This is a genomic window from Pseudomonas sp. PGPPP4, assembly GCF_002256045.1.
Taxonomy (GTDB): domain Bacteria; phylum Pseudomonadota; class Gammaproteobacteria; order Pseudomonadales; family Pseudomonadaceae; genus Chryseomonas; species Chryseomonas oryzihabitans.
In genome coordinates this window covers 1-11,943 of sequence record NZ_NKID01000026.1, presented here as the reverse complement: position 1 = coordinate 11,943, position 11,943 = coordinate 1, and the positions used below count along the sequence as shown (strand labels likewise).

Annotated in this window: 12 protein-coding genes; 7 read left to right on the top strand and 5 right to left on the bottom strand. The window is 62.9% G+C overall.

The genetic code is table 11. The features are described 5' to 3' along the window. Window positions 1-84: 84 nt before the first annotated feature. Window positions 85-1,233, bottom strand: a complete 1,149-nt coding sequence (locus CFE50_RS22600) for an aldose epimerase family protein (RefSeq protein WP_122681465.1) — start codon at window positions 1,231-1,233, stop codon at window positions 85-87. A gap of 137 nt (window positions 1,234-1,370) precedes the next feature. On the opposite strand from CFE50_RS22600, the gene CFE50_RS22595 reads away from it, so the two are divergent. Continuing rightward, on the top strand, window positions 1,371-2,138 hold the full coding sequence (locus CFE50_RS22595; RefSeq protein ID WP_032888373.1) for an SDR family NAD(P)-dependent oxidoreductase: 768 nt from the start codon (window positions 1,371-1,373) through the stop codon (window positions 2,136-2,138). A 137-nt stretch (window positions 2,139-2,275) separates the two neighbouring features. On the opposite strand, the gene CFE50_RS22590 is transcribed toward CFE50_RS22595, so the two are convergent. Genes CFE50_RS22590 through CFE50_RS22580 form a run of 3 tightly spaced genes read right to left on the bottom strand, consistent with a single transcriptional unit; the run spans window position 2,276 to window position 4,382 of the window. After that, on the bottom strand, window positions 2,276-2,872 hold the full coding sequence (locus tag CFE50_RS22590) for a glutathione S-transferase (RefSeq protein ID WP_181644486.1): 597 nt from the start codon (window positions 2,870-2,872) through the stop codon (window positions 2,276-2,278). A gap of 38 nt (window positions 2,873-2,910) precedes the next feature. Further along, window positions 2,911-3,423, bottom strand: a complete 513-nt coding sequence (gene mug / locus CFE50_RS22585) for a G/U mismatch-specific DNA glycosylase (protein ID WP_032888378.1) — start codon at window positions 3,421-3,423, stop codon at window positions 2,911-2,913. Next, entirely contained in the window at window positions 3,420-4,382 is a 963-nt protein-coding gene (locus tag CFE50_RS22580; protein ID WP_181644488.1) for an AraC family transcriptional regulator, read from the bottom strand. The genes mug and CFE50_RS22580 overlap by 4 nt, the downstream gene beginning before the upstream one ends. A 100-nt stretch (window positions 4,383-4,482) precedes the next feature. Between CFE50_RS22580 and CFE50_RS22575 the strand changes: the two genes are divergently transcribed. Together CFE50_RS22575 and yghU are read left to right on the top strand one after the other, a co-directional pair. Then, on the top strand, window positions 4,483-5,718 hold the full coding sequence (locus tag CFE50_RS22575; RefSeq protein WP_181644485.1) for an MFS transporter: 1,236 nt from the start codon (window positions 4,483-4,485) through the stop codon (window positions 5,716-5,718). Window positions 5,719-5,762: 44 nt separating this feature from the next. After that, window positions 5,763-6,596, top strand: coding sequence for a glutathione-dependent disulfide-bond oxidoreductase (gene yghU / locus CFE50_RS22570; RefSeq protein ID WP_032888385.1), 834 nt, complete (start codon window positions 5,763-5,765; stop codon window positions 6,594-6,596). 116 nt (window positions 6,597-6,712) lie between these two features. Here yghU and CFE50_RS22565 read toward each other — a convergent pair whose 3' ends face one another. Continuing rightward, the gene (locus tag CFE50_RS22565) at window positions 6,713-7,762 is read right to left on the bottom strand and encodes a LacI family DNA-binding transcriptional regulator (RefSeq protein ID WP_181644484.1); all 1,050 of its coding nucleotides are present in this window, start codon (window positions 7,760-7,762) and stop codon (window positions 6,713-6,715) included. Window positions 7,763-7,923: 161 nt separating this feature from the next. Here CFE50_RS22565 and CFE50_RS22560 point away from each other — a divergent pair, with 161 nt between their 5' ends. From CFE50_RS22560 to CFE50_RS22545, 4 genes are read left to right on the top strand one after another with little or no spacing between them, the layout of a single operon-like run. Then, window positions 7,924-9,018, top strand: a complete 1,095-nt coding sequence (locus tag CFE50_RS22560; RefSeq protein ID WP_181644483.1) for a fatty acid desaturase family protein — start codon at window positions 7,924-7,926, stop codon at window positions 9,016-9,018. Between the two features lie 27 nt (window positions 9,019-9,045). Continuing rightward, window positions 9,046-9,366, top strand: a complete 321-nt coding sequence (locus CFE50_RS22555; RefSeq protein ID WP_032888397.1) for a MocE family 2Fe-2S type ferredoxin — start codon at window positions 9,046-9,048, stop codon at window positions 9,364-9,366. A 2-nt stretch (window positions 9,367-9,368) separates the two neighbouring features. Then, window positions 9,369-10,568 (top strand): NAD(P)/FAD-dependent oxidoreductase, encoded by a 1,200-nt coding sequence (locus CFE50_RS22550; protein WP_122753509.1) that lies wholly within the window; start codon window positions 9,369-9,371, stop codon window positions 10,566-10,568. 1 nt (window position 10,569) lies between these two features. Next, window positions 10,570-11,394, top strand: coding sequence for a sugar phosphate isomerase/epimerase family protein (locus CFE50_RS22545; RefSeq protein ID WP_095186014.1), 825 nt, complete (start codon window positions 10,570-10,572; stop codon window positions 11,392-11,394). The last annotated feature ends 549 nt before the right edge of the window (window positions 11,395-11,943 follow it).

Sequence of the window (11,943 nt, the reverse complement as noted above, 5' to 3'; positions counted from 1 at the left end):
GGGGCTTGCTCCCGATGGCGGTGTGTCAGAGACAAATGTGCAGGCTGACACACTGCAATCGGGAGCAAGCCCCCTCCCACAGTTTTAATCGGCGGTGAATTTGAAGACGGTGTTCTGGGTGTAGGTCTGTCCTGGGTTCAGGCGAGTTGAGGCGAAGTTTGGTTGGTTAGGTGCATCCGGATAGTGCTGGGTCTCCAAGGTAAAACCACTCCAGTGCAGGTAAGTCTTGCCGCCTTTACCCTTCACCGAACCATCAAGGAAGTTGCTGGTATAGAACTGCACGCCCGGTTCGCTGGTGTAGAGCTGCAAACGCCGGCCTGACTCTGGGTCATGCACCTCGGCGGCGAGTTGCTTCACGTCCCCCTTGGTGTCCAGCGCCCAGTTGAAGTCAAACCCACCTTGCTTTGGCTCGGCAAATTTGAGCTGCGGATGATCCTCCTTGATGTGCTGGCCGATCGGCGTCGGTTTCAGGAAGTCCATCGGCGTACCCTTGACGGGCGCCAGTTCGCCGGTCGGAATCAGGGTGGCATTCACTGGCGTGTAATGACTGGCGTGCAAGGTCGCGACTTGCTTGAGAATGTCGCCATTGCCTGCACCGGCGAGGTTGAAGTAGCTGTGATTGGTGAGGTTGAGCACCGTAGGTTTATCGGTGGTGGCGGTGTAGTCGATGTGCAGTTCGTTCTTGTCGTTGAGGCGGTATGTGACCTCGGTTTTCAGATTACCGGGGAAACCCATCTCGCCGTCCTTGGACAGGTAGCTCAGCTTCACGCCGACTGAGTCCTTGTCCTTGACCGTCTCGGCCTTCCACACCTGCTTGTCGAAGCCCTGGGCGCCGCCATGCAGCGAGTTGGGGCCATCGTTGAGCGGCACCTGGAAGCGCTTGCCGTCGAGTTCAAAGGCGCCACCGGCCAGGCGGTTGCCAAAGCGGCCGATGGTCGCGCCGAAGAATGCCGTACCGCTCTGATAGCCTTGCACGTCGTCAAAGCCCAGCACTACATCGTCGACCTTGCCGTGTTTGTCCGGCACTTTCAGCGACTGCAAGACGCCGCCGTAGGTAATCACCGTGGCTTGCATGCCGTGGCTGTTGCGCAAAATGTATTGTTCGACGGCGGTGCCGTCGTTGGTTTTACCGAAAGGTTTTTGCTCGCTGCTCAGGCCGGCCGCCTGGGCGCCGCCGCTGGCGATCATCATGGACAGCGCCAGGCCAGACAGCAGGTATCGAGGGTGCTTCATGGTCGAACTTCCTTTTGTTGTTTTGAGTGAAATAGTTCTACTAATAGCGATATTTTGTTGGTGTGACAGCGAATTTATAGCCTTTAACGCCAATTTCGTAAAATAAAATAAGACTAATTGATCGAGGCAACCGTTATATGAGTACTGCGCAGGCTGTTTATCCGGACCTTGAAGGCAAAACCGTGCTGGTGTCTGGTGGTGCTTCGGGCATCGGTGAGTTCATGGTGCGGGCCTTTGCCGCGCAAGGCGCCAAGGTCGGCTTTGTGGACCGCGCGCAAAGCCAGGGCGATCGGCTGGCCGCGTTGTTGAGCTCGAAGGGGCATACGGTGGAATTCGTGTGCTGCGACATCACCGATGAAATCGCCTACAAGGCCGCCATCGAGCGTTTCGAGCATTCGTTGGGGCCGATCACCGTGTTGGTGAACAACGCCGCCAACGACGTGCGTCACACCCTGGAGGAAGTCGACTCGGACACCTTCGATAAGCTGATCTCAGTCAACCTCAAGCACGCCTTCTTTGCGGCCAAGGCCGTGGTGCCGATGATGAAAGCTGCCGGCGGCGGCGCGATCATCAACCTCGGCTCGGTCGGCTGGATGATGGCTTCCGCCGGCTACCCGGTGTACGCCGCCAGCAAGGCCGCTGCCCACGGCATGACCCGGGGGTTGGCGCGGGAGTTGGGGCCTCACCATATCCGCGTCAACACGTTGGTGCCGGGGTGGGTCATGACCGAGAAGCAACTGGCGATGTGGGTGGACGATGCGGCCAAGGAACTGATCGCCCGCAGCCAGTGCCTGCCCGGCAGCGTCCTGCCGGAACACATCGCCAATATGGCGTTGTTTCTCGCCTCGGATGCCTCGGCGATGTGTTCGGCGCAGAACTTTATTGTGGATGGCGGTTGGGTCTGAGCCGAACACCCTCTCTCAGACAACACAGACCAATGTGGGAGGGGGCTTGCCCCCGATAGCGGTGGTTCAGGCAGTACTTCTATGACTGACCCACCCTTATCGGGGGCAAGCCCCCTCCCACATTTGAACTGCGGTGCTTAGGCGATGGGGTAACGCTTGAACGCCGCATGCTGCTCCAGCCGTTCGGTATGCCGGGCCAGGTTGGGGAACGCATCCGCCTTGACCACCGACGCCACTGTGAACTGGCTGAACGACCACGCCACCGCCGCCGTAATCGACGCCTGGGTCAGTGCTTCGCTGTCGCCCAGCTGCTTGTCCAGCAACGCATAAGCCGCGAGCAATTGGCCGGTCACGCGCTCAAGCCACGGCGCATGCAGCTTCTCGGCCGGGCGCAGGTTGTGCTCATAGACGATCTGCACGCTCTTCTCACAGGCCGCCAGCGCCAACCCCAGAACGTGTAAGTCTTTGGCAAGTGCCGCAGGTTGCTGGGGCAGCAGCTTTTTGTCCGACGAGGCCAAGGCTTCGAGGTACTCCAGGATCAAGCTGGAATCCATCAATACCGTGCCATCGTCCAGCACCAGGGTAGGGGCCTTGACCACCGGATTGATCTGCGCAAATTCGTTGAAGGTGCTGAACACGGACAAGGGTTCATGCACAAAACTCACCCCGTACAGATCCAGGGAAATTGCCACGCGGCGTACGTAAGGCGAGTCCAGCATGCCGACCAGTTTCATGAAGCCTCCATTGCTATCAGGGTGATGAGCTCAAGAGATTAAGGGCACTCGGTCGCCCGGCGCAATTGTTGATACGCCTGCACCAACTGCTCCAGGCTGAACGCCAGGTTGCGTCCGCTGGGGTTGGGCAGCACCCACACTGACGCACCGCCCAACACCGTTGGCTGCAAGCCCCAGGCGATCTCGCGCTGGCCGCTCAATGCGCTGTAGCCGGGCTTGCCCAGGAACGCTACGAAGCGCGGCGCGCAGTGGCGGATCTTCTGTTCGAAGCCCGTCGCGGCCTGGGTGAACTCATGCCGTGCCAATTCGTCCGCGCTGGCCGTGGGGCGTTCCACCAACGTGGTCAGGCCGCAGTGGTAGTGCAACAGCGTGCGGCCGTGTTCCGGGCGGATTTCGTGGGGGGTGAACCCGGCCAGATGCAAGGCGCGCCAGAAGCGGTTGCTGCGGTTGGCGAAGTGCAGGCCGAGGGCGGCGGAACCCTTGCCGGGGTTGATGCCGCAGAACACCACGTTCAGGTGGTCGGCGAGGATGTCTTCCAGCCCGGCGTTCATGCCGGGCTCCTGAAGCCTTGGCGGCTGGCGCCCGGCGGTTGCCCGGTGATGCGTTTGTAGGCGCGACTGAAGGCCGCCTGGGAGGTATAGCCGAGGCGGTACGCCACTTCTTCGATGGGCAGCCGCTCCAGGGTCAGCCACTGGCTGGCGAGGCGCATGCGCAGCTCGGTCACGTAACGCAGCGGTGGTACCCCCAGGGTCGCCTGGAAACGATCCGCGAACACCGAGCGTGAGGTATGACAGTGCGCCGCCAGTTCGGCCACGCTCCAGTCGCGCCCCGGTTGCTGGTGCAGGGCGAGCAGGGCGCCGGCCAGGCGGGTGTCGCGCAACGCGGCCGCGAGACCCGAAGCATTGGCGCAGGCGCACTCGACCCAGCCCCGCACGATCATCGCCGCCACCACATCGGCCAGGCGCGCAAGGATGCCGGCATAACCGACGCGGGCGCTGGAGACTTCGCGTTCCATCACCGCCAGGATCGGCATCAAGCCGGGGTAACGTTGGCCGCCGGCGTCGATCAGCATCAAGGCCGGCATCAGGTTGCCGAGGCCCTGGATGCTGTCGAGCTCGAACTCCATGCAGGCGCTGAACAGCAGGGTGCTGGAGGGAGCAAAGGGCGAGGCATTCACCGCGCACACGGTATCGCCCAGCGGTGCAGCGTCGAAGCTGGCGATGTCCTGCACGGGGTCATCCGGTTTGGACAGCAGCGCATGGGCGCCACCGTGGGCGATAAACACCGCATTGCCGGCCGACAACTCAAAGAGGCTGCCGTCGTGCAGGCGCAGGGTCGCGCAGCCGGCGGCCAGGAAATGGAAATACGCGTGGCCGGGCTTGGCCGCAAAGCTGATACCGAACACCGGCCCGGCCTGGATGCGCCGGTACTGCACGCCGCGCAGGCGCATGCTGCGCAGCAGCTCATTGATCAGCTCGGAGGACAGGTTGAATGCATTGTCGGCTGGCATGTTCGGGGTTTCGGTCAAGAACTCAAGGGTTTGAATCATAGATCATCCTGATGGGCATACCTAGACTGGCCATCACGTAAATGCCTGAGGATGTCCTGTGATGAATGATTGTGTGTCCCATGCCCCTGTCGATGGCAGGGCAGAACCGACCACGCCGGCCTGGATGGCGGTGTTTTCCCTGGCGATGGGCGTGTTCGGCCTGCTCACGGCGGAGTACCTGCCGGCCAGCCTGCTGACGCCGATGGCCTTGGACTTGGGCGTGTCGGAAGCGTTGGCCGGGCAAGCGGTCACGGTCACGGCGGTGGTGGCGTTGTTCGCCGGTTTGCTGCTGCCTAGCCTGACGCGCGGCATTGACCGGCGCCTGGTGCTGCTGGGGTTCTCCACGCTGATGATTGCGTCCAACCTGCTGGTGGCGTTCTCGTCCAGCCTCCTGGTGCTGTTGTTGATGCGCATCCTGCTGGGCATTGCCCTCGGCGGTTTCTGGAGCATGGCGGCGGCCGTTGCGATGCGTCTGGTACCGGCGGCGTTGCTGCCACGTGCCTTGTCGATCATCTTCAGCGGCATTGCGGTGGGTACCGTGGTCGCGGTGCCATTGGGCAGCTACCTGGGGGACCTGTATGGCTGGCGCAGTGCATTTGTGGCTGCGGCCGCCGTCGGCGTGGTGACCCTGGCCTTCCAGCTGTTCACGCTGCCGCGCCTGGCACCCAGCGGCACCGCGCGCCTGCGCACCGTGCTTGATGTACTACTGCGCCCCGGCATTGCCATCGGCATGTTCGGCTGCGTGCTGGTGCACACCGGGCACTTCGCGCTGTTTACCTACATTCGCCCGTTTCTGGAAAGCGCCACCGGGGTCGGCACCCAAGGGCTGGCGTTGATGCTGCTGGGGTTTGGCGCGGCGAATTTTGTCGGTACGCTGCTGGCCGGGTGGTTGCTGGTGCGCAACCCGCGGGGAACCCTGGTGTTGATGCCGGTCCTGGTGGGCGTCGCTGCGTTGGCCCTGGTGTTGCTGCCCGCGTCACTGCCGGGTCAGGCATTGCTCCTGGCGCTGTGGGGCATGGCCTTTGGCGGGGTGCCGGTGGCGTGGTCGAACTGGGTGGCGCGTGCGGTGCCGGATCAGGCCGAAAGTGCCGGTGGCATGGTGGTCGCTTCGGTGCAATCGGCCATCGCGGCGGGTGCGGCGGGCGGGGGCGCGATGTTCAGTGCCACCGGCATCGACGGGGTGTTTCTGGGCGCGGGCTGCTTGATGCTGCTGGCGGCCTTGTTGATCGCGCTGCGAGTGCAGGTGCCCCGGCACGCTGCGGCGGGGAGTGTGACGCACCACCCGTCTTTGGTTTAGTCTCAAGCGCTTCGCTGATCGCAAACGCTTCTGGAGCCGTAAGCATGACCGAATATGTACCCCCGAAAGTCTGGACCTGGGAAACCGAAAGCGGCGGCACCTTCGCCAGCATCAACCGGCCCATCGCCGGTGCGACCCACGACAAAGAACTGCCCATCGGCAAGCACCCGTTGCAGCTGTACTCCCTGGCCACGCCCAACGGGCAGAAGGTCACTATCCTGCTCGAAGAGTTGCTGGCCCTGGGGCACAGCGGTGCGGAATACGACGCCTGGCTGATCAAGATCGGCGACGGCGATCAGTTTGGCAGCGGCTTTGTCGGCGTGAACCCGAACTCCAAGATCCCCGCCTTGATGGACCACAGCGGGCCCACGCCGATTCGTGTGTTCGAGTCCGGCGCGATCCTGCACTACCTGGCCGAGAAGTTCGGCGCGTTCTTCCCCACCGAGCCTGCGGCCCGTGCGGAGTGTTTGTCATGGTTGTTCTGGCAGATGGGCAGTGCGCCCTACCTGGGCGGTGGCTTCGGGCATTTCTACGCGTACGCGCCGAGCAAGATGGAATACCCGATCAACCGCTTCGCCATGGAGGCCAAGCGTCAGCTGGACGTGCTGGATAAGCGCCTGGCGGTGAGTGAGTACATTGCCGGTGATGAATACACCATTGCCGATATTGCGATCTGGCCGTGGTACGGCGGGTTGGTCAAAGGCCGCTTGTATGGAGCGGCGGAATTTTTGTCGGTGCATGAGTACAAGCATGTGCAGCGCTGGGCCGATGCGATTGATGCACGGCCGGCGGTGCAGCGTGGCCGGCGGGTGAACCGGGTGTCTGGCGAACCCCAGGAACAGTTGGCCGAGCGGCATGACGCGAGCGACCTGGACTGATTGAGATCCAAGTGTGGGAGGGGGCTTGCCCCCGATAGCGGTGGTGCAGATCAATAGATGTCGACTGATCCACTGCTATTGCAAGCAAGTCCCTCCCACCTGCTGATCTTCATGTATCAGGCCCCCATGTTCTCGGAGGTCACAATCTGCGGCGCTATATGCACCCGATGCCGCACCGGATCAAACCCCTCGGCACTCTGCAATTGCACCAACAACTCCACCAGTGCCACCGCCGTCTGCCGTGGCTGCGAGTCCATCACCACATCAACCAACCCCTGGCGCAGCGCCTGGCGAGACAGCTCCGTGGACTCCTGCAAAATGCAGCACAACGCCGGGCGCTTGGGCAACTGCGCCAGGGCGCTGATGATACCGTCGCCGCCGCCGCCCACCACGCACAGGCCGCGCAGGTCGCTGTGGCGGGTGAGCAGATCGAGGGTGGCTTCTTCGGTGATGTCGCAGTTGTCCAGGTTGATCAGTGGTTCAAGTGGCTTGAGCCCAGGTGCGTGTTCGGCCAGGTAGCTGTGCAGGCCCTCGACCCGTGCCTGATGCCCCAGAAACCGGTGGCCGCCCAATAAAATCCCGACGCTGCCTTTGCGTGCGCCACAGGTGCGGGCGAGCAACCAGCCCATGGTGCGTCCGACCACGTGGTTGTCCTGGCCGACATAAGGTTCCAAGGCGTGCTCGTGGATATCCGAGAGCAGGGCGACCACCGGCACGCCAGCTTCGCGGATCTGCGCCAGGCAAGCATTGATCAACGGGTGGGCAAAGCTGACCACCGCCAGGGCATCACACTGCACGGCGAGTTGTTCGATCTGCGTGACGATGGCGCTGGGTGTGCGGTCGTTGATGTAGTCGAATTGGCAGGTCAGGTTGGCGGTGCCGTGATGCTCGGCGGCGTCGGCAATCGCCTGCGCCAAGTTGGCATAGAACGCCTGGGCTGTACCCAGCAACAGGATGCCGAAGCGATAGGTGGGCCGGCGTTCGCGGATGCGTTGGCCGATCAGCCGCGCAGCAAAGTAGCCCACGGCTTCGGCGGCCTGGAACACCTGTTCGGCGGTCTGCGGATTAACCGGCGCGCGTGCGTTCAATACCCGGTCGACCGTGGCCACACTCAGGCCCGCCTGGGCGGCGACGGTGGCGATGGTTGGGCGTTTATTGTTGTTCATGACAGCCCCCTTGAGCGTCTTGATAGAAAACTATCAAGCCCCGCTGGGCCTGGATGATAGCTTGATAGGGAATGGATTCAAGGCCTTGAGGGTGATTTAGCTGCGCTCTATCGTTGGTTTCGCAAAGCACCTGAAACCACCGCTTGCGGAGAACAATAACAATGCCCGAACACACCGTTCATAGCGCTCGGCGCGACTACAGCCTCACCGGCCCCGAAGCCGCCCGCGCCGCTGAAAAAGGCCTGGTCTCGGCCAGTTGGTACCAATCGCCGATTTCCCGTAAACGCATGAAAGAACTGATGCAGCGCCGCGACGGCCCAGCCTTGCGCGACACCGCCCTCTGGGTGAGCGCGCTGTTCGCCACCGGCTTCGGCGGCTACTGGTTCTGGGGCACTTGGGCCTGCGTGCCGTTTTTCCTCGCCTATGGGGTGCTCTACGGCACCGCGTCCAACCCGCGCTGGCATGAAACCGGCCACGGCACCGCGTTCAAGACCCGCTGGATGAACGACGTGCTGTACCAGGTCGCGAGTTTCATGTGCATCTTCGAACCCCACGTCTGGCGCTGGAGTCATGCCCGGCACCACACCGACACCATTGTGGTCGGCCGTGATCCGGAGATTGTCGAACCGCGTCCGCCGAGCTTGTTGATGATGTTTCTGAGCCTGTTCAATTTGCCGCTGGCCTGGAAGACCTTCAGCGGGGTGGCGCGCCATGCGGCCGGCCAGATGAGTGCCCAGGAAGCGGACTTTATCCCCGAGTCCGAATGGCCCAAGGTGTTCCGCGCCGCGCGGATCTGGGTCGGCATTTATGCGGTGGTCATCGGCACCGCGTTGTACCTGCACAGCTGGTTGCCGCTGATGCTGGTTGGGCTGCCGAGTATCTACGGCGCCTGGCTCGGCTACCTGTTTGGCCTCACCCAGCATGTGGGCCTGGCCGAAGACGTGCTCGACCACCGCAGCAACTGCCGCACCATCTACATGAACCGCGTGCTGCGCTTTCTCTACATGGACATGAACTACCACCTCGAACATCACATGTACCCGATGGTGCCGTACCACGCCCTTGCGCAGTTGCACGAGGAAATCCGCAATGACTGCCCACCGCCATACGCCACTATTTTCGAGGCGTACAGGGAGATCATTCCGACGATCCTGAAGCAGCGCAGCGACCCGACGTATTTCATCCAGAGGCCGATTGGCCCGAGTGCGGAACCGACTGCCCGCGCCCCAATGCATGCCGAAGCCGCCGCCAGCTGAACCTCATCTATAACAAGAGAAAACGCCATGAACGATCAATGGATCGACGTCTGCGCCGTGGGCGAAATAGACGAAGAAGATGTGTTGCGCTTCGATCACGGGCCGCACACCTACGCGGTTTACCGCTCGGCGGACAATGAGTTTTTCGCCACAGCAGGCCTGTGCACCCACGAGAAAATCCACCTCGCCGATGGCCTGGTGATGGACCACATCATCGAATGCCCCAAGCACAACGGACGCTTCGATTACCGCACCGGCAAGGCCATGGGCGCGCCGGTGTGCGTCAATCTCAAGACCTACCCGGTGCGGGTCGAAGCGGGGCGGGTACTGCTCGCTGTCACGGCGTGATCATGAACGCACCCTTGATCATCGTCGGCGCCGGCCATGCTGGTGGCCGTGCGGCGCTGACCCTGCGCGAAGAGGGTTATACCGCACGCCTGATCCTTATCGGCGACGAGCCGCACTTGCCCTACGAACGGCCGCCCCTGTCCAAGGGGGTGTTGCAGGGCAGCATGGACCTGGCGGGATGCAGCCTGTGCGACAGCGCCCGGCTGGCCGAGTTGGGCATCGAACATATCGCGGGTAACCCCGTCAGCCAATTGGACCCGCTTCAACAGCGTCTGCAATTGGCCGACGGCCAGTGGCTGTCCTACGCCGGCCTGTTGCTGGCTACCGGGGGCAGGGCGCGGCGTCTGCGCCAGGAACAGGCCAACGTGCTGTACCTGCGCACCCACGATGAAGCGCTGGCACTGAAATCCGCGTTGCAGCCCGGCGTGAAACTGGTGATTGTCGGCGGCGGCTTTATCGGCCTGGAAGTGGCCGCGACTGCCCGAGGCATGGACTGCGAAGTCACGGTGCTCGAAGCTGGGCCGCGCCTGGCCGGCCGCGTGTTGCCGCCGGTGATCAGCCAGGCGCTGCTGGATCTGCACCGCCAGCAAGGCGTGGACGTGCGCTTGAACGTGGCGCTGGAATCCATCCATGGCGATGCCGTGCAACTGGTCGACGGGCAGGTGCTGCCGTGTGACCTGGTGGTGGTCGGCATCGGCATGCAACCGAACATCGAGTTGGCCGTGGCGGCGGGGTTGGAGGTGGGGCAGGGCATTCGCGTTGACGCTCATTTGCGCACCAGTGCGCCGGGCATCTACGCGGCAGGTGACGTTTGCGAGTTTCGCCTCGGCGGCGAGTACCAACGCCAGGAAACCTGGCGCAACGCCGAGGCTCAGGGGCGGCATGCCGCACTCAATATGCTGGGGCGCGAGGTCCCCTTTGAGGCGATCCCCGGCTTCTGGTCCGACCAGTACGACTGGGGCTTGCAGACCGTGGGCGTGATCACCCCGCACATGATCAGTCGCGTCTTGCCAGCCGGCGGCCTGTTGCTGTTCTACCTCGATGCGGACGCGCGGTTGCAAGGTGCGTGCGGCTGGGCGCCCGGCAACAGCGTCGCCAAGGACATCAAGCTGTGTGAGCGCCTGATCACCGCGCGCACGGTGCTCAACCCGTCCAGCCTGGCGGACCCTGAACTGTCCCTTAAACAATTGCTGCGGAGCTGATATGCGCCGATTCCTAGTGTTCCAATCCCTGTGGGCCATGCAAACCGAGCCCGGTCCGCTAGAAGCGCAGTTGGATCGAATCGCCGCTGCCGGCTTCGACGGCATCACCGATCACTACTGGAAGCCCGCCGCGGTGACACGCCTGCACGCCGCGGCCACGGCGCGGGGCTTACAGATCGAAGGCCAGCTTTTCCCACAGTCGGTGGACGACCTGGCCGCCGCACTGGATGTGATCAGCCGCTACGGCTGCCACCACCTCACCCTGCAAGCCGACGTACGCCCGCGCACCCAGGCCGACGCGGCGCGGCTGGTCGAAGGTTGGCAGCGCCTGGCCGAGCAGGTGGATTTCCCGGTACTGCTGGAAACCCACCGTTATCGCCTGACCAACGACCTGCTGTTCACCCTCGACCTGCTGGCGCAAATGCCCGACTTGAAGTTGCTGGCCGACCTGTCCCACTACGTGGTCGGACGCGAATTGCCCGAACCGGGCGCGGTGGAGGACGATGAACAGATCCGCACGATCCTGCGTCACAGTTGGGGCTTTCATGGGCGCGTGGCCAGCAGCGAGCAGGTTCAGGTCTCAATGGAGTTCCCCCAGCATCACGCCTGGGTCGAACGGTTTACCGGCTGGTGGCGCTACGGTATTGAAGACTGGCTGGCTCGCCCGGACACAGGGCAGAGTCTGTCGTTCACCTGCGAACTGGGCCCGCCGCCGTATGCGATTACCGGTGCGGACGGGCGTGAAATCAGTGATCGCTGGGCCGAGGCGTTGAAGCTGCAGAGGATGATTCGCCAAGTTTGGAGCGATTGCCAAAGCCGGGTCTGAAGGCTGTATTACGAGCGTGGGCATGTTCTTCGTAGTGAGCGGGCTTGCCCCGCGCTGGGCTGCGAAGCGGCCCCAAAACCTGCCCCCCGGATTTACCTGAAGAAACGCGGTGTTCTCAATGGGGCCGCTTCGCAGCCCAGCGCGGGGCAAGCCCGCTCACCACAGAAGCAAGCTCACCGCAGAAGCAACTCATCTCAGAAGCAAACTCACCACAGAGGCAACTCATCTCAGAAGCAAGCTCACACTGGGCCGAGGCGTTGAGGCTGCAGAGGATGATTCGCCAGGTTTGGAGCGATTGCCAAAGCCGGGGCTGAAGGCTGCATTACGAGAGTGGGCATGTTCTTTTTGGTGAGCGGGCTTGCCCCGCGCTGGGCTGCGAAGCGGCCCCAAAACCTGCCCCCGGGATTTACCTGAAGAAACGCGGTGTTCTCAATGGGGCCGCTTCGCAGCCCAGCGCGGGGCAAGCCCGCTCACCACAGAAGCAACAGCAACTCATCTCAGAAGCAAGCTCACCACAGAGGCAACTCATCTCAGAAGCAAGTTCACCAC

Excerpts from the sequence above, each read along its gene's own strand:
- CFE50_RS22565 (WP_181644484.1), bottom strand. The coding sequence starts at position 7,762 with ATGAACAACAATAAACGCCCAACCATCGCCACCGTCGCCGCCCAGGCG.
- CFE50_RS22550 (WP_122753509.1), top strand. The coding sequence starts at position 9,369 with ATGAACGCACCCTTGATCATCGTCGGCGCCGGCCATGCTGGTGGCCGT.
- CFE50_RS22560 (WP_181644483.1), top strand. The coding sequence starts at position 7,924 with ATGCCCGAACACACCGTTCATAGCGCTCGGCGCGACTACAGCCTCACC.
- yghU (WP_032888385.1), top strand. The coding sequence starts at position 5,763 with ATGACCGAATATGTACCCCCGAAAGTCTGGACCTGGGAAACCGAAAGC.
- CFE50_RS22600 (WP_122681465.1), bottom strand. The coding sequence starts at position 1,233 with ATGAAGCACCCTCGATACCTGCTGTCTGGCCTGGCGCTGTCCATGATG.
- CFE50_RS22595 (WP_032888373.1), top strand. The coding sequence starts at position 1,371 with ATGAGTACTGCGCAGGCTGTTTATCCGGACCTTGAAGGCAAAACCGTG.
- mug (WP_032888378.1), bottom strand. The coding sequence starts at position 3,423 with ATGAACGCCGGGCTGGAAGACATCCTCGCCGACCACCTGAACGTGGTG.
- CFE50_RS22575 (WP_181644485.1), top strand. The coding sequence starts at position 4,483 with ATGAATGATTGTGTGTCCCATGCCCCTGTCGATGGCAGGGCAGAACCG.
- CFE50_RS22545 (WP_095186014.1), top strand. The coding sequence starts at position 10,570 with ATGCGCCGATTCCTAGTGTTCCAATCCCTGTGGGCCATGCAAACCGAG.
- CFE50_RS22580 (WP_181644488.1), bottom strand. The coding sequence starts at position 4,382 with ATGCCAGCCGACAATGCATTCAACCTGTCCTCCGAGCTGATCAATGAG.
- CFE50_RS22590 (WP_181644486.1), bottom strand. The coding sequence starts at position 2,872 with ATGAAACTGGTCGGCATGCTGGACTCGCCTTACGTACGCCGCGTGGCA.
- CFE50_RS22555 (WP_032888397.1), top strand. The coding sequence starts at position 9,046 with ATGAACGATCAATGGATCGACGTCTGCGCCGTGGGCGAAATAGACGAA.